The sequence below is a fragment of the Streptomyces sp. SLBN-118 genome (assembly GCF_006715635.1).
Taxonomy (GTDB): Bacteria; Actinomycetota; Actinomycetes; order Streptomycetales; family Streptomycetaceae; genus Streptomyces.
The window spans coordinates 497951-513927 of record NZ_VFNP01000002.1; the positions used below are offsets into that span (position 1 = coordinate 497951).

General features: G+C 68.4%; 13 protein-coding genes and 1 pseudogene. 7 read left to right on the forward strand and 7 right to left on the reverse strand.

What is annotated here, in order from left to right; all coding sequences use genetic code 11:
• Positions 1-162: 162 nt before the first annotated feature.
• Positions 163-1806, reverse strand: a complete 1644-nt coding sequence (locus FBY35_RS20830) for a lysyl oxidase family protein (protein WP_142215516.1) — start codon at positions 1804-1806, stop codon at positions 163-165.
• A gap of 254 nt (positions 1807-2060) precedes the next feature.
• On the reverse strand, positions 2061-2666 hold the full coding sequence (locus FBY35_RS20835) for a TetR/AcrR family transcriptional regulator (protein ID WP_142215517.1): 606 nt from the start codon (positions 2664-2666) through the stop codon (positions 2061-2063).
• A gap of 109 nt (positions 2667-2775) precedes the next feature.
• Between FBY35_RS20835 and FBY35_RS20845 the strand changes: the two genes are divergently transcribed.
• The 7 genes and pseudogenes from FBY35_RS20845 to FBY35_RS20875 all read left to right on the forward strand — a co-directional run bounded on the left by FBY35_RS20845 (position 2776) and on the right by FBY35_RS20875 (position 12364).
• Positions 2776-4746 carry an ABC transporter substrate-binding protein gene (locus FBY35_RS20845; protein ID WP_313904695.1) on the forward strand — a complete coding sequence of 657 codons (1971 nt, stop codon included), beginning with the start codon at positions 2776-2778 and terminating at the stop codon, positions 4744-4746.
• Positions 4747-4820: 74 nt separating this feature from the next.
• Positions 4821-5479, forward strand: a pseudogene (locus tag FBY35_RS37345) (serine/threonine-protein kinase); the annotation flags it as partial.
• Between the two features lie 147 nt (positions 5480-5626).
• On the forward strand, positions 5627-6949 hold the full coding sequence (locus FBY35_RS20855) for a branched-chain amino acid ABC transporter substrate-binding protein (protein ID WP_260848941.1): 1323 nt from the start codon (positions 5627-5629) through the stop codon (positions 6947-6949).
• Between the two features lie 287 nt (positions 6950-7236).
• Positions 7237-9852, forward strand: coding sequence for a glycosyltransferase (locus tag FBY35_RS20860; RefSeq protein WP_142215520.1), 2616 nt, complete (start codon positions 7237-7239; stop codon positions 9850-9852).
• Positions 9852-11303 (forward strand): radical SAM protein, encoded by a 1452-nt coding sequence (locus tag FBY35_RS20865; protein WP_142215521.1) that lies wholly within the window; start codon positions 9852-9854, stop codon positions 11301-11303. Before FBY35_RS20860 ends, FBY35_RS20865 begins: the two co-directional genes overlap by 1 nt.
• Positions 11304-11483: 180 nt before the next feature.
• Positions 11484-11906, forward strand: a complete 423-nt coding sequence (locus FBY35_RS20870) for a cupredoxin domain-containing protein (RefSeq protein WP_142215522.1) — start codon at positions 11484-11486, stop codon at positions 11904-11906.
• Positions 11907-12082: 176 nt separating this feature from the next.
• Positions 12083-12364 (forward strand): hypothetical protein, encoded by a 282-nt coding sequence (locus FBY35_RS20875; RefSeq protein WP_142215523.1) that lies wholly within the window; start codon positions 12083-12085, stop codon positions 12362-12364.
• 225 nt (positions 12365-12589) lie between these two features.
• Here the strand turns inward: FBY35_RS20875 and FBY35_RS38095 are convergent, their stop codons facing one another.
• From FBY35_RS38095 to FBY35_RS20895, 5 genes are read right to left on the reverse strand one after another with little or no spacing between them, the layout of a single operon-like run.
• Positions 12590-12697: a DUF6893 family small protein gene (locus FBY35_RS38095; RefSeq protein WP_399208564.1), complete on the reverse strand. Its 108-nt coding sequence runs from the start codon at positions 12695-12697 to the stop codon at positions 12590-12592.
• Between the two features lie 10 nt (positions 12698-12707).
• Entirely contained in the window at positions 12708-13256 is a 549-nt protein-coding gene (locus FBY35_RS20880; protein WP_142215524.1) for a hydrogenase maturation protease, read from the reverse strand.
• Complete coding sequence (locus tag FBY35_RS20885; protein ID WP_142215525.1) at positions 13253-14677, reverse strand: hypothetical protein; 1425 nt, start codon at positions 14675-14677, stop codon at positions 13253-13255. Before FBY35_RS20885 ends, FBY35_RS20880 begins: the two co-directional genes overlap by 4 nt.
• Entirely contained in the window at positions 14674-15372 is a 699-nt protein-coding gene (locus FBY35_RS20890; RefSeq protein WP_142215526.1) for a DUF6084 family protein, read from the reverse strand. The genes FBY35_RS20885 and FBY35_RS20890 overlap by 4 nt, the downstream gene beginning before the upstream one ends.
• Positions 15369-15959 (reverse strand): DUF5947 family protein, encoded by a 591-nt coding sequence (locus FBY35_RS20895; protein ID WP_260848767.1) that lies wholly within the window; start codon positions 15957-15959, stop codon positions 15369-15371. The genes FBY35_RS20890 and FBY35_RS20895 overlap by 4 nt, the downstream gene beginning before the upstream one ends.
• Positions 15960-15977 lie beyond the last annotated feature (18 nt).

A 15977-nucleotide genomic window follows, 5' to 3' on the forward strand; every position in this document is an offset into this window, starting at 1 on the left:
TCAGGTTCAGATGCCGCCCGAACCTGTCGCCGGACGCCCTCCCGGTCGGCTCGACGCGCGGGTCCCTCCTGGTCCAGTGGCAACACCGCAGGCCGGTCAGAAGCGAGTGCCTGGCCCCCGCGTCCACGGATGGCCAGACACTCGCTCTCACCTTGAGGTCACTCAGGGGGCGTTGACGAGGTCATGGGGAGGAACGGTCACCTTGCGGGCTCCGGGCGTGCCGCTCAGGATCACCTTGCGCAGCGCCACGTTGTTGTTCAGGTTGCTTTCGTGGAGCCGCTTCTCGGGATTGGCGATCACCTGGATGTAGTACGTGCCGTTCGGCAGGTTGGTGACGTCGAAGGACTGGCCGGGGCGGTACTGGGTGTACGTGTCGCCGGAGCCGACATCGAGCACTTCCCGTACGGAAATGGAGTTCTGCTGGCCACAGGCAGTGGACAGGTCGGTGTTGTACGGGTGCCAGTTGGCTCCCTTCACGGTGTAGTCGATCGCGTCCGTGTTGGCCAGGCAGAAGGCCTCCTTGCCGCTGCGCACGATCTCCCTCTGGTCGGCGCCGAGCAGGCGGTAGCTGGCGAAGTCGGTGAAGTGCCAGTGCTCGTGGCCCACCCGGGCATCCCACTCCATGGTGCCCGAAGGGGCGTAGCCGACCTGCTTGCCGTTGGTGTCGTAGAAGTACTGAAAGGCGTCCATCAGGCCCTTGCCCGGCTTGCGAAAGCCGTCCACGACCAGCGGAGCCGGGCCCGCGTTCCAGACGTTGGCGCTGAAGACCATGTAGTCCTTGCCCGGGACGTCTCCGTCCTCCCCGTCGGAGATACTGATGTCCCAGGCCGGCAGCGAGCGGAGGTCGGGCTTGGGCACATTGGGCACAGCGGCCTTGCCGACCGGGCGCTTCGCGTTGGGCCCGAGCGCTGGGGCGATCCGGGAACCGTCCGTCTGTCCGGGCCCGTCGCCCAAGTGCGCCGCAGCCTGGGCCGCCTTGAACGCATAGGGCAGTGCGGGCGGAGCGGGGGCGTCCGCGCCCCGGCCCTGGTGGAGAGCGTGTCCGGCACTCGGGGCCGAAATGGATCCGTGCGTGCTGTGCACGGCTGAGTGTGCTGCTCCGCCGGGTTCGGTTTCGCGGACCGTCACCTTCAGCGTCCGGGTCTCGTTCGGCAGGCCGAGCAGATCGCGATAGGGCTTCGTGACGGACAGTTTGGCGGTGTACTGACCAGCAGGCAGGTCCACCGGCTCGGAGTAGGAGCCGGCGTAGGTGTTGGAGGCCCAGCCGTTCTCCACGCCCCACACCGAGCCGAGAGTGAAGGGGTTCGTCGGACAGCTCTCCGGATATTTCGACTTGGGCGGAGCGTCGGGCCGGATCCGTCCGGACGCGTTGTTCGGGCAGAAGGTTTCCTTCCTGTTCGCGACCGTCCTTCCCTTCGCGTCGACGATGGTGACCTGCAGGAAGGCAGTCAGGCCGGAGAAGTCCTTCACAAGACCGTTCGGCAGCTTTCGGGTCCGGGTCTTGTTTCCTTCGCGGATGACCTGCTGGACGACGACAGGGTGTTTGTACGACGTGCGTGTCGCCTTGAATTCGAGGGGACCGCCCTCTGTGGTGACATACGTGCCGAGGTCCAGGTAGACGCCGCCGGGTTCGCCTTTCTCCCGGTCGAGCGTCACAGAAGTGGACGCGGCTATCAGACGGAGCTTCGGTGAGGACGCGGTCGTTCGGGTGTCGGGCGCGGCAGCGGCCACGGCCGCGATGACGGCGAACGCGGCGGTTGCGGCGAGTGCTGAACGCCAGAGGCGATTGCAGTGGTGTCTGATCATCGGTTCCTCGTCTGCGAGGGCCAGTGGAGCAGTGGGATGAACCGGGGCGCACGGACGTCGAGTTGTGGTCAAACCGTGGCCGACATGTGAGAACGGTGGAACGCGCCGCTGGTTGTCTGCCGATGCTCACATCACTGATCGTTGTCCGGAAATGGCTCTCGCACGGCGGATCAAGCCTCCCGGTACCGCCTTTTGAGTGGTGTGGTGGGGCGATGGCCATGTCCGCGCTGCGCCATGACGCGCCGGCCGCAGGCTCAAGGCGCCCGTCGTGCCCGCCGGTTCAGGCGAGGGATCCGGTCGAAGACCGCGGCGAGCCTGGCGGCCTGGTCGAAGTGGGTCGCCGGACGGGACCGGTCGCCGCCGAGATGGGTGAGGGTTTCCATGCCGAGGTAGAACGCCACGGCCGCGCTCGCCAGTACGGATACGCGTATGACGGAAGCGAGTGGCTTGCCGCGCAGCATCGCGGTCAGCAGTTCCTCGGCCAGCTCCTCCCAGTTCCGGGTTTCGAGGGCCAGCTGGGCGGCCAGCCCCGACCCGGGCCTGGCACCGGCGTACAGCTCCTGAACGGCGGCGATGTGCCCGGTCTCGGTGTCCTCGTCGTAGAGCTCGCGGAGCCGTGCGACCGCGGGCACGGCCCGGTCGGTCCCGGACAACTCGGCGCGGTAGCGCCGTATCCGGGACGCGCTGGTCCGTGCCAGCGCCGCCACCAGCAGATCGTCCAGGTCCGAGAAGTGGTAGTAGATGACGCCGGGCGCGAACCCGCCGGTCTGGGCGATCGCCCGCGCGGTGGTACCTCCGTGGCCGTTGCGCACCAGGCAGGCGAGGGTGGCGTCGAGAACGCGGTCACGAGTGTCAGACAACGCGCACCGGCCGAACCCCGTGAGCGGCGAAATGGCCTTCGAGCCGGCGCGCGAGCTCCGGCAGGTGATGGCTGGGCACGCGCGGGTAGAGATGGTGTCCAAGTGGTAGGTGAGCTCGACTGCGGATCCTCAGCGGCCGGCTGGCGCAGGCCCTGGGCGAGGTCCACCGGGCGGGGCTGGTCCACCGGGACCTCAAACCGGGCAACGTGCTGATTGCCTCGACGGGCCGCGGCTCATCGACTTCGGTATCGCGCGGGCTCCCGAGGACACGGCGCTCACCGCGACGGGGCTGGTGGTCGGCACACCCGGCTATCTGTCACCGGAGCAGGCCGAGGGGCGCGGCGGGCAGGCGATCGGTCCAGCCAGTGATGTGTTCTCCCTCGGTTGCGTCCTGGCGTTCGCGGCGACCGGTCGGCCGCCGTTCGGTACCGGGGCGCTCGACGCCCTGCTGTACCGGGCCGTGCACGACCCTGCCGACCTCGATGGTGTCCCGCCCGCGCTGGGCGAGGTGGTGTCGCGCTGCCTGGAGAAGGACCCGGCGCAGCGGCCCGGTGTCGAGGAACTGGTGCGGGAACTGCTTCCCGGTCACCCGGCCGGTGAACCGGCTGATGCGCCTGCCCGCGGCCTGACCCAGAACGGGCCCAACCGTGGCCCGGCGGACGGCGCTGCGAAGGCGGTCAGCGGCGCCGCCTCGTGGCTGCCGGAAGGAGTCACGAGGCTGATCGCCCGGCGCTCGGCCGCCGCACTCGCGCTGCCGGACATCGACAGCACCGAGATCTCGGCCGGCACCTCGCGAACGGAGAGCTCCCCGGGGAAAACTCCCGGGGCAGGAACGGACCTCAGGATGCCGACACCGAACCGGCATCGGAGCGCCCCGACAACGACGACGCGGTGCCGGCGGTCACGGACGGCACCCGGACTCCCGGACGGCGCCGCTTCCTTCTGCTCACCGGTGGGGGCGCGGTGCTCGCGGCGTCGGCGGGCGCGGGCTGGTGGAGCCTGGGCAGGGACGGCGGCCCTGGCGAAAGGAAGCCCGCCGCTTCCCGGCGCCCCGCCTACACCCTCGCGGTGCACGGCGACCTCAGCGGCACCCGGCGCGAGACGGGGCAGGCTCAGGAGCGCGGACTGGGGCTGGCATGTCGCGGAGTTCAACGCCCGAGGCGACGCGCCCTTCGACGTGAAGGTGCGGGCCGTCGACGACTCCGGCGACCCGGCCGTCGCGGCACGGCTGGCCAAGCAGCTCGCGGACGACCCGTCGGTGCTCGCCGCGTACGACGCCGGCCTCCTGCCGGTGGTCGCCGTGTCCCCTGTAGCCATCAACCTCAGCGTCCAGGGCTTCCGTTCGTTCCTGCACGCACGGCTCCCCGACTCCCTGCTCCCCTTCTTCATGAGCGCCTATCTGCGCGGGACCGCGCACTCGCGCAGGATCGGTGTCGTTGTCGACCGCGCGGCCGACAATTACGGCTGGGAGCTCAGCAGCAACCTGAGCAGGGTGCTGCGGGACGAGCGACAGCCGTACCTGCCCCGGGTGGTGGGCGCGATGCGGTCCGGCTTCGGTGACGCGGTGGACGATCTGCTGGCCGCCGATGCCGACTCCATCGCCTTCGCCGGACTGCACGACCGGGCCGCCTCGCTCGCCCGGACGCTGCGGCAGCGCGAGTTCTCCGGTGCCCGCGCCTCCGGCCCGGACCTGCTCGATTCTCGTTTCCTCAACTTGGCGAAGGAGGCCGCCGACGGATGGACGATCGTCGCACCGGTCGTCGACGCGACGCTCAAGCCCGAGGCCAAGGCGTTCGCCGATGTCTACCGGAAACGCTGGAACGAGGCGCCGCCTCGGTACGCGGCGGAGGCCTATGACGTGACGGGCATGGTGCTCAAGGCCCTGGCGAACCTGCCGGCGAAGAGCCGCACCCGCAAAGAACTGCTCGCCGCCGTGCGGGCCATCAAGTACCAGGGCGTCACAAAGCCGTTCGCGTTCGACAAGATCGGCCACATGGTCATCGACGGCACCGGGGTCTTCCTCTGGCGGGTCGAAAAGGGTCGCTTCGTGTACGGCGGCCCCGCGCCGCACACGGCCTGATGGAACCGCTCCGTACGGCCGATCCGTCCCGGCTCGGCCGCTACCGGATGCTTCGGCGGCTCGGCGCCGGCGGCATGGGCGTCGTCTTCCTGGCCCGCGCGCCGGGAGGGGCGTTCGCCGCGGTCAAGGTCGTGCGGGCGGTCCACGCCGACAGCGAGGATTTCCGGGTCCGGTTCCGCCGGGAGATCGCCGTGGCACGGCAGGTGGACAGCCCCTGGGTGGTTCCGCTGCTGGACGCGGACGCCGAAACGGAGGATCCGTGGCTGGCGACCGCGTTCGTACCGGGGCCTTCCCTCTCCGAGGTGTGGCGTCGCAAGGGCCGTTGTCCTCCGCCACGGTGTGTGTCCTGGGGCTGCGGCTCGCCGAGGCGCTGGAGGCGGTCCACCGGGCGGGGCTGGTGCACCGCGATGTGAAGCCGGGCAACGTGCTGCTGGCCCCGGACGGGCCCCGGCTGATCGACTTCGGCATCGCACGGACACCAGAGGGTACGGCGCTCACGTCCAGCGGCGTGATCGTCGGCTCCCCCGGATTCCTGTCGCCCGAGCAGGCGCGGGCACGCGCCGACGAGATCGGTCCGCCCAGCGATGTCTTCTCGCTGGGCTGTCTGCTGGCCTTCGCCGCCACGGGCGTACGGCCGTTCGGCGGCGGTGCGGCCGCCGGCATGCTGCTCCGCACGGTCTACGAGGAGCCGGACCTGCCCGGGCTGCCGGAGGCGCTGGAGCCGCTCGTACGAGCGTGCCTGGACAAGCATCCGGCACGGCGGCCGACCGCCGCCCAGGTCCGCGAGACGCTGGAAGAGATCGCGCCCGACGACCGGGAGCGGTGGCTGCCCGAGCCGGTCACGGGGCTGATTGCCGACCGGTCCGCGGCCGTGCTCGGCATGGAGGCGATCGAGCCGACCCGGGTGTCCGCACCTGCCGACACGGCGTCCTCGGAAGCCGCTACGGTGACGTCGCTGGTGGATCCGGAGTCCCGCACACCCGTCGTGGGCCGCCGTGGTTTCCTGCGCATCGGTGGGGCGGCCGGAGCACTGGTGGTCGGCGGCGGAGCCTGGTGGTGGAGCACCCGTGCCGGCCGGAAGACAGGCGGCGGCGCCTCGCCCGCCTCCGCCTCACGGCCCGAACTCGTCGTGGCCTTCCAGGGTGACCTGTCCGGCACTACGAAGGACACCGGGCACGCACAGCTCAACGGCGCCCAGCTGGCCGTCGAGCGTGTCAACGCCGAGAGCAGTCGCCCGTTGCGGCTGAAGCTGCGAGCGTACGACGACGGGGGCGAGCCCGAACGGGCCCGGGACCTGGCAGGGCGACTGACGGCGGACAAGGGTGTGCTCGCCGTGCTGGGCCCCACCACCGACAGATGCTTCGTCGCCGTGGAGGACACCTACACCAAGGCTGTGATGCCGGTCCTCTCGGTTTCAGTGGGGGTCGCGCCGCAGGTCAAAGGGGCCAACACGTCCACCCTCCGCTCGCATGCGGCGCTGCGGCCAGCCGATCAGCTGCTCGCGGCCCCCTGCTACGCCTATCTCACCGGCCCCGCCCACGCGCGCAAGGTGTTCCTCGTGGACGACCGGGCCGAGGGCGACTTCGCCTGGACCTTGTGCGACGACCTCCAACGGGTGCTGCGTCGGGAGGGGAGGGACGCGACCGTCACCAGCGTCGCTGCCGGGACGTTCGACTCCGCCGCGCTCGCAGGGAAGGTCATGGCGGATCGTGCGGACGCGGTTGTGTTCAGCGGAAGCCACGAACGTGCGGGCGCCTTCGCGTCGGCGCTGCGGAAGGCGCGGTTCACCGGGGCCCGGGTCGCGACCCAACGGGCCTTCGGCACACGGTTCCTGAAGTCCGCGGGTGCCGGCGCCGAGGGCTGGGTGTTCGCCACCACCTTCATCGATCCGACGTCCGCGCCGAGGACCCGCTCCTTCACGGCGGCCTACCGCGCACGGTTCGGCGAGCGCCCTGGCTGGTACGCGGCGGAGGCATACGACGCCGTGCTGTTCCTGGCCGAGGTCTGTGCGAGGAAGGGCTCTGCTCTGGGGGAACGGGGCGCGATCGTGCGTCACATGTCCGAGGTCGACCACCGCGGCATCAGCCGGACGATCGAGTACACCGCGGACAAGGGCTACACCAACGACGCGCTGTTGTTCCTGTTCCGTACCGTCGGCGGAGAGTTCGACTTTCTCGGGCAGTACAAGGAAGTGGTCTCGTGAGCCGGGCGCGGCAGCGGGCGAATCCGAGTTCCCGGAGGCCGACGCGGAGCGCCGCCGCGGTCGTCCTGGCTCGGCCAGAGCTACCCGGGGCAGAGCACGTCCGTGACTGTGCGAACTTTCCTGCTGCGCCTTAGAGTGAATTTGAAACGGCTCTCATGCCGCTTCCACTCTCCGGCGTCCATGGCCGGGTTCACGATCGCCGCTATAATCCGGGAAACGGCGCGGGCTGGGGGCCAATGGTTTTCGCAGATCACTGACGTGCTACAGCGGGCAGGGGAGCCGATTCCATGACCGTTCTGTGGGGAGTATCCTTCGACGCCACTCCGATTTCCGGCCTGGTGGTGGAATTCGTGAAGGCCGCGCGAGTGTTCCGGGACCAGGGCTGTCGCGTACATCTCGACCTCGGTTACGACATCAAGGCCGACAAGGGTCTCTTCTTCAAGCCCTACCGCGACGAAGCCGCACTGCTCCCCGACTGGGTCCGGCTCGGCCGGATCAACGGTATTGACGAGATCCCCGGCTACGACCAGTCGTTTGTTTCCACTGTCATGCGGGAGTACATCCAGGACGGAGCGGGCGAGCAACTGCTGCCCCGGATAGATGCTGTTGCCGAGGCTCTGGGCCGGCGGATCGAGGAGCACTGGCAGCGGCTCGACGTGTCCTTCGTGATAGTCGAAAACGGCACCCTTCCGGAGAACGTCGTGTACACGAAGGCGCTCTACCGGGCCATCGAGCGCTACGGGCGCCGAAACGGGCTGGGCCGATTCGTTCTGTGGCGCGACCACGACCTCATGTGGCAGAGCGAACCGGGCATCAAGAAGTACGGTGACTTTCCCTATTCACACACCGTGGCTCCAGTGAACTCACCCCACATCCACTACGTTGTGCTGCACGACCAGGCCCGGCGCAAGACTCTTGAGTGGGTGCCGGGTCTGGAGAACATCGGTGTCCTGCCCAACAGCTTCACGCACGTACCAGCGGTCATTGACCAGCACAACGCCGATTTCCGTCGTGAGCACCAAATCCCCGAGGATGCCCTGCTCATTGCCCGTTGTACCAGGATCATTCCGCAGAAACGGATCGACCGGGACATACACCTGGTGGCCGGCCTCGCGGACCGCGCGGAGGTGTATCTCTTCGTCGCCGGCGACCCCACGGAATCACCGGGTGAGCACGCGAGGCTCATATGTCTCGCCGAGTCGCTCGGCGTCCGTGACCGGGTGGTCTTCGGTGGTTGGCTCGCGCCGCACGAGGCCCAGGTCGGATGTCCGTCCGGGCGTGGATACTCGGTACAGGACGTGCTCGCCCATGCCGACGTAGCTTCCTTCCTCACCTCGTACGACTACGAAAGCTATGGGAATCCGATCGGGGAAGCGATTGCGTCGCGCGTCCCTTACATCGCCAGTCGCTACGCACTGTATGACACGGTGTATGGCGACAAGGGTTTCCGCGCCCCCGTCCTGGAGCTCGCCACCAGCGATCTGCCCACCCCATCGTTTGTCGACAGTGTGGCCGACCTGCTGCTGGACGAGCGGAAGCGCGACGAGACGGCGGAGTTCAACTACCGGCTGGGCATGGAGCACTTCGGTGTGGCCCATGTCGGCGAGGTGCTGGCCGAGCTGCTGTTGCCCCCGATGGGCGAGCGGACACGGCTGAGCGTCGTACTACCGGTGTACAACGAGGCGGACAACCTGCCTGCTGTGCTGAGCTCGCTCCACGAACAGCGTTGTGGAGATGGCCCCCTGGACAAGTCGCTGTACGAGGTTGTGCTGGTGGACAACAACTCCACCGACGACACGGTGAGGATCGCGCGCCGATTCGCCGTCGACCACCCCGATCTCGCGATTCATGTCGTTCCCGAACCCGAGCAGGGCGTCGCCTGCGCGCGGAAGAAGGGCATGGACTTCGCGTCAGTGCGCAGCAGGAGACGCGCGCGATCCGCCGCCGAGGAGAGGTTCTACCTCGTCTCGGCCGACGCCGACTGCACAGTGGACCAGGATTGGTTGTGGGAGCTGTACACCGCGATGGAGTCCAGTAAAGCCGCCATCGGTGTCTGCAACTACTACTACGCCAAGGAGCACTTCACCCGTCGACCGAGGTTGTGGACCGCCATCCAGCGCACGCTGCGCTGCCGAGCCGAAACGTTCGGACTGTTCGGCGGTTTCCCGGACGGCAAGGGATTCGCTGTCGACAGGGATGCCTACGAGAAGGTCGGTGGTATCGAGATCTTCTACCAGCTACGGGACGGTCATTTCGTCAGCCACCTCTCCGACGACTGGGATTTTGGAATTCGAGTCTCCAGTGCGGGAGAGGAGATCACGTACGTGCCCGGCTCCCGGGTGGAAATCAATCCGCGGCGGGTCAACCACGCCATCGATGAGGTGATCACCGGCCGCGCCTACGGATCCGACGGGATCATCGTCATGCGGGACATCCGGGTGCAGGATACGGCAGCGGACCGCGAAGGAGACCTCACTGCGGAGGAGGCTCAACAGGCATGGGAGTTCTCCATCAAGGACTTCGTGCCGAAAAACACTCTCCTACCGGTCCTGTTGACCCCCTCCCTGCTCGACGACGACGCAGTCGTGCAGTTCTTCGGATCCGCACTCGCGAAACAACTCGGGCGGCGCATAGCGGAGATCAGGGACGAAATGCGGGTACTTGACTTCACCGCCATCCACTCCTACAAGACCCCGTCCTACCGGTTGTACTTCGAATTCGCCGACGAGCTGTTCGCCAGACTGCGCGCCGCCGTGGGCGAGGACATCGGCTCTCCGCCACCGCTGCCGGCTTGCCTGCGAGACGTCCCGCCCGAGCGATTCCACGAGTTCGTCAAGTACTTCTGCGAGGACAGGGAATCCGGCGAGGCACACAACTACTTCGGGAATGGAGGGGTCTTCTGATGAATCTCAGCTATGAGCAGGCGGTGGCCTCTCTGCATCAGCTTGATCCCGGATACCCGGTTCCTTCAGTACTGGCTGCGCTGGACGACCCAGCGAACCGGCACCTGCTCGAATATGTGACCGCGGACCCGTTCGGCGCGCATGTGTTCCCCGGCGACATCACGGACTACCCGCCGTCCGAATTCCTCATCGATCTCAACCGGCAGCTTGCCTCGACTGCCCCGATACACCTGTGGTCCTACATCCCCACCTGCGCGTACCGGTGCCGCTTCTGCCAGTACCCGGTGGTCCTGGTCAAAGGACAACCGGAAGTCACCGACAGCAAAGCAACCCAGTGGGTCGACTGGAACATCCGCGAAGCCGAAATGTGGCTGCGCGAGGTGCCAAACCTGGCGTCAGCGCCGATCGGCGAGTTCAACGTCTTCGGCGGCACACCGTCGCTGCTTCCACCGGTCGCCATCCGCCGGTTGCTCCGCTTCTACCAAGAGAACTTCAACTTCACCCCGGACACAGCCATCCGCTTCGAAGGCGATCCCAGCACGTTCACCGTCGAGAAGCTGGAGCTGCTGGCCGAGCTGGGCTGCAGCAAACTGTCCAGCGGAGTGCAGTCGTTCGACGACTCGGTGCTCGAGCAGTGCGGCCGCGAGCACACCGCACAGATGTGTGTGGACTTCATCGGCAACGCACGGCGCGTCGGCTTCGAGTGGATCAGCATCGACCTGATGTACGGACTCCTTGACCAGAGCGTCGACAGCGTCCGCAGGGACCTCGACATGGTCGTCGAGCACGATCTGACGGCGGTGGTGTGCGCCAAGCTGCATCTGAAGTCCTTCAGCGACACCAGAACCGGAGTGTCCGGGGAGAAACCTGCGGCCTGGCAACTGCCCGCCTACAGAAACAAGCTGGTCGAAGACGGCCATCGCTGGCCGACGCTCGGCGAGCAGTACCAAATGCGTGAGATCCTCACCGAGGGTCTGACCCGCGCCGGTTTCCGTGAGCAGCCCACCATGTACTTCGCGCGCGAAGGCCTTGGCCCGGAGACGTGGAAGTCCATCATGGTCGACCAGGACAAGCAGGAAGCCGAGGTCGCAATCGGACTGGGTGGCAGTTCCAGTTGCCGCGCATCGGAGGCGATCGCCCATGTGGACTGGAGGACGTACTCCGCAGCCGTAGAGGCCGGCCGGCTTCCGCTCGGCTCAGCGACCCGTTTCTCCGAAGATGCTCAGGAGGCCAGGTCCATCAAGATGGCGCTGTCGACTCTGCAGCCGCTGCGCGACACGTTCCATCAGCAGCGTTTCGCCGGACGATCCCTGCTGGACGAGCCGTGGCGGCACATTTTTCAGTCACTGGAGAAACGCGGCCTGACCGTCGTGGACGACTGCGCCGAACAGATCAGTATGACGTCGGAGGGCAAAGTCCTGGTCGAGGCGATCATCAACAGCGAGTTCTGACGTTCTGGCCGACGTCATCGGCATCGAGCGGCGCCCCCGTGCTCGGCATTCAGGTGAGCCGGCGCCGCGGCTGGCGGTACCGCTCTGGCGAGCGCCACCGAGGACGGTGAATCTGGATGCGGCGACCGATCACCGGCCGCGCCCAGACCACAGCATCCATCGTCGGAAGGTCCGCCCGGCATGTCACTCACCTATCCCCACCGGGCCCACACCGCCCTCAGAGTGGGCGGAGTCTGCATCCTGCTCGCCCTGGCCGGCTGCTCGAACGGCGGCAACGGCAGCGGCAACAACACCACCACCCCAGCGACCACCACCAGCGCCGCGTCCGCCCCGAGCACCTCCAACACTGGCGCGGCGCACCTCTCGATCAAGAACTTCGCCTTCACGCCGGCGAGTCTTCAGGTGCGGCCCGGGACGAAGGTCATCGTCGAGAACCTGGACTCGGTCACGCACACCGTGACCGCCACCGGGGACAAGGCATTCGACACCGGCGACATCGATGCCGGCGAAACAGCCACCTTCATCGCTCCAGCCACATCCGGCAGCTTTCCCTACATCTGCACCATCCACCCGAACATGAAGGGCACCCTCACCGTGAGCTGATGCCCGAGCTCGGTGCCCACGCGTCGGCTCCCAGCCGTGCCGCCCGTTCCCTCACAGCTGCGGCCACCGCAGTGGCTGACCCGGCGACCGGCCATACGTACCGCCACTCGGGTTGTCCGGTGTCCTGATGCGCTGGTCGGGATGCGATGTGGTTCCCCCCATTGGATGGTGGAGACATGAACCATCCCCACCAGTCCCAGCGGACGATCGAGATCGACACCCGGCTCGTCACGGCCGGTGCTGTGCTCACCGCGGCCGGTGCCGCGGTGGCGTGCGTCGGCATGGCCACCGTGGCCTTCGCTGTGTTCAAAGAAGGTCGGCGCATGATCCGTGACATGGATGTGCCCCCGGCCCAGCAAGCGGCCATGAAGTGGCGCCAGGCCAAGGAGGCGTCCCGAGCGGGCATGGAGGCGTGGCAGTCCGCGTCCGGCGCCCAGAACGGGGCGCTCGCCCGCTAGGTCGGCCAGGCCACTCTCTCCACCGGAGCCCGTGCCGGTCCCGGTGGAACGATGCCGTGTGCCGCGACGCCGACTGCGCGCAGCACGCTTCGCCGAGCAGATACCGGGTCTGACCAGTGCGTACGGCCCGTGGCATGCCGGGCGTGCGCCCCGGTGGCCGGCGCGTCCAGGTCGCTGTCGGTGGGTTCAGGGAACCGCCCGCCGCTCACATCCTGCGGATACGCATCACATCCTGCGGATACGCAGGTACCGCACGAGATCCGGCAGCATCTGTTTGACAGCCGCCGCAAGAACGACCGCAGCGGCCGCGCCGCCGATGATTGTCTTCTTCATGGTTGTCTCCTCACTTCGCGGTCTCGCCGACCGCAGCCGACGGCACGGGCGATTCCTGCTCGCCGCCCCGTAGTAGACCCAGGATCAGTCGTACGGCCTCCGGCACCGCGGCAGCCACCGGTGGACTGAGGCCGATGCCTTCCTCCACGTCGGCGGGTTCGCAGCCCACGACCAGGGTGCGCCGCGGTGGATGTGCGCCGGTGCCCGCGCAGAGGGTGCCCAGGAGGGCCAGGACCGCGTCGGGGGACATCCGGTGGCCGTCCAGCAGGGCGCCCTGGGGCTCTATGTCGCCCGGGCGGTCGGCCTCGATCAGGTACACCGTGCCGGGGGCGCCGCCCCGTGTCGTGGCATCGACCAGGACGAGCATGTCGTAGCCGTCGAGGAGCTGATACGCCAGGTGGACTCCCCGTACGCCGATGTCCACGACCTCGGCGTGCTCCGGAAGTTGCTCCACCGAAAGTCCGCGCACCGTCTCGACGCCGAAGCCGTCGTCGCCGAGGAAGATGTTTCCGACACCGGCGACCAGGGTCCGGCCGCTGTTGCCCTCCGGGCGTTTCATCCGTCCTCCAGGGGGACGACCTCGTCGGGCTGGAAGTACAGGAAGCGGCCCTGCTCGCGGCGGATGTCGGCTCCCGGATCGCCTTCGACGGTCACCGCAAGGTGCACTGCCCCGTCCACGTCGTGCAGCACCGCCTCGACCCTGGCGCTGCGGCCGTTCAGGAACAGGTCCTGTGCGTCGGTGCGCCGCAGACCCGGGCGCAGTTGTACGCGGCTCCCGGCGCCGAGCGAGTGGCCGTCGACGAGGGCGCGGTCGTGTGCCGGGTCGAAGCCGGAGTCGCTTGCCGGGTCCCACCAGGGCGTGTCCGGCCGCTGCACCCCGTCCGGCACGTCCGGCGTGGCTGGGGCGGCTGGTGCGGCTGGGGCGGTCACCTCGCGCAGCGAACGCACCGCGCCGTGCAGGCGCTCGAGGACCTCGGGGGGCATCGAGTCGGCCAGGTCGATCACTGCGGCGGCCCGTTCGTCGGTGCCACGGGCCTCGCGCTTCTCCTCGTCGGTGAGGGCGGCGGTGCGCAGCGCGAGGATCTCGTCGATCTCGGTGGCGTCGTAGAGGGTCCCTGGACTCTCCGGTGCGATGGCCGGGTGGTCCTCCAGGATGATGGGAGAGGACAGCACCAGGTCCGCGCGGCCGGGTTCCCCGGCGAGGACAGGCCAGGTGTGCAGGTTGCGGCAGTTGGCGACTGCGCCCTTGGCCCACTCGGGCGGATCCGTCATCGACAGGAACGATCCGGCGCTGAGGCCCATCAGGAGGTGCGCGGCCACCAGCGAGCGCGCCAGTGCCGCGTCACGGTCGCCCGAGCCGTCGGGCGGGCTCCAGGAGCTGGTGTTCTCCACGACAGCGGTCAGGCACATCACCCGGTAGGGCCCTTCGAGTTCACGCGCTGTCAGCCGCACGACGCCGCTGATCTCCTCGCACCGGCGAATCAGCCGGCCGACCGTCCGCCCGGCCGCGTCCAGGACGGGCTCGGTCTGCTCGCGGGCGGGGCGGGTGAAGGGGACGGTGACGCCGTCTCCTGTCAGCCTTTCCACAGGTTCGAGCACTTCGACACGCTCTTCGACGCCCTCGTCCCAGGGCACCAGGACGCGGTCCTCCAGGGGGAGTTCGGGCACCGTCTCGAACCCACCGTCCTGCCGGACCTGTTGCACGGTCCGGCGCTGGGCGTGCAGGAAGCGCACCTCGACCGCGAGGCGTGCGCCCGCCTTCGGTTCCATCAGGCATTCGGTGTGCTGGAAGTCGTGCTCCTCGCATTCGGCGGCCCAGGCCGGTGGCACGAGCACCCCGAACTGCCAGCGCAACCGGTTCTTGGCGGCCGAGGCACGGTACGGGTAGAGCACATAGCCCTCAAAGAGCACCGCGTCCGCCACCTGCCGGGCAACGGCGAGCCGGGCTTCCGTATCCGGTGAAAAGGCGGTTGTCGTCACCGTGCCGTCCCTCCGGTCGCGTGGGGCAGCAGCGTCCGGTCCGGGTTGTGGCCCGGCGGGGGCTCCGGCCTGTCGGCCTCGGCCAGCAGGGCGCGGACGGCCGCCTCCCAGGAGGGCAGCGCCCGCTGTGACCGGAAGGCGAGCAGTGCGTCCACGGTGTCGCGCGGCAGCCGGATCCAGCCGCAGCCGGGGAAGTGCTGCTCGACCATCTCCCGCCACACCTCGACCGGCATGCGGAAGGTCGCTTCCCGGTCCCACGGCACAGGCTCGACGCGGAAGCCGCCGGCTCCCGTGAAGGCCGTTCCGGAGAACAGCATGAGCAGCGGCACCTCGCCCGCTTCCAGGGCGTTGAAGTACCGGCCGGCGGCGACGTCCATGTCGTAGGTGCAGGGGACGACGAGGTCGGTCTCCGTCTCCCCCGTGAAGCCGGGAACCATGTGCGAGACCTGGGCGAACTGAACCGGCTGGAGCGTGCTGCCCCAGCGCGAGCGCTCACCGAAGAGGACGTTCAGCGCATCGGCCTCCGCGGGCTCGTAGCCGCGCCGCGCGGGCTCGATGCGGATCTGGCAGCGCAGGGCCAGGGCGTGCACACGGGCGTTGTCGGACGGGGTGATGCGCAGCCTGAAGACGAGCGTCGGACCGGCCGCGTACGGGTCGGCCCGTACGCCGGTACACGTGAAGGCGAGCTCGGTCATGGCCGGTCCACCCCCTGCACCGCTCTGGCGCGGCACCGTACCTGCTCGAAGAACGACTCCAGATCGGCCCGGGCTTCGGCTCCGCCGTCGAAGCCCTGCCACAACAGGCGCATGCGGCCCACCAGTTCGTAACAGATGTCGATCGGGACGAGGTAGCACTCGGTCCGGCTGCCGCCCTGCTCACGGCGCAACAACAGTGCTTCCACGTCGGGTTCGAGGAGCGCAGCCAGCCGGCTGTTGCCGAGCACGCTCTGCCAGGCCGACGGTTCGAGTTCACTCTCGGTCGCACCCGCGGGACTCGGGTAGAGGGCGACCAGGCGATCGAGCGCGGCGTTGCGGAAGAAGAAGGCGACGCCGACCGGGATCTGCAGAACCTCCCAGGCACTGTCGTCCAGGCGATGGTCCGCGTCCGCCAGATAGCGGTCCGGGACGGCGCGGAAGCGGCCGCCCGCAGCACCCGGCCGATCGAACAGGAGGGCACACGGGACGCAGGCGCAGGCTAGTGCGCGCTTGTCCGTGTCCACCAGGTGGCGGTGGCTGTCCTCGGCCACCGCCACTCCGCACAGTTCGCATCGCTCCTGCTGCACTGGGCGGTCCGTCAGAAA

What these genes read in the sequence shown, in the direction of transcription:
- FBY35_RS20830 (WP_142215516.1), bottom strand. Translation starts at nt 1,806, where the DNA reads ATGATCAGACACCACTGCAATCGCCTCTGGCGTTCAGCACTCGCCGCA.
- FBY35_RS20855 (WP_260848941.1), top strand. Translation starts at nt 5,627, where the DNA reads ATGGAGGCGATCGAGCCGACCCGGGTGTCCGCACCTGCCGACACGGCG.
- FBY35_RS20860 (WP_142215520.1), top strand. Translation starts at nt 7,237, where the DNA reads ATGACCGTTCTGTGGGGAGTATCCTTCGACGCCACTCCGATTTCCGGC.
- FBY35_RS20890 (WP_142215526.1), bottom strand. Translation starts at nt 15,372, where the DNA reads ATGACCGAGCTCGCCTTCACGTGTACCGGCGTACGGGCCGACCCGTAC.
- FBY35_RS20870 (WP_142215522.1), top strand. Translation starts at nt 11,484, where the DNA reads ATGTCACTCACCTATCCCCACCGGGCCCACACCGCCCTCAGAGTGGGC.
- FBY35_RS38095 (WP_399208564.1), bottom strand. Translation starts at nt 12,697, where the DNA reads ATGAAGAAGACAATCATCGGCGGCGCGGCCGCTGCGGTCGTTCTTGCG.
- FBY35_RS20880 (WP_142215524.1), bottom strand. Translation starts at nt 13,256, where the DNA reads ATGAAACGCCCGGAGGGCAACAGCGGCCGGACCCTGGTCGCCGGTGTC.
- FBY35_RS20865 (WP_142215521.1), top strand. Translation starts at nt 9,852, where the DNA reads ATGAATCTCAGCTATGAGCAGGCGGTGGCCTCTCTGCATCAGCTTGAT.
- FBY35_RS20875 (WP_142215523.1), top strand. Translation starts at nt 12,083, where the DNA reads ATGAACCATCCCCACCAGTCCCAGCGGACGATCGAGATCGACACCCGG.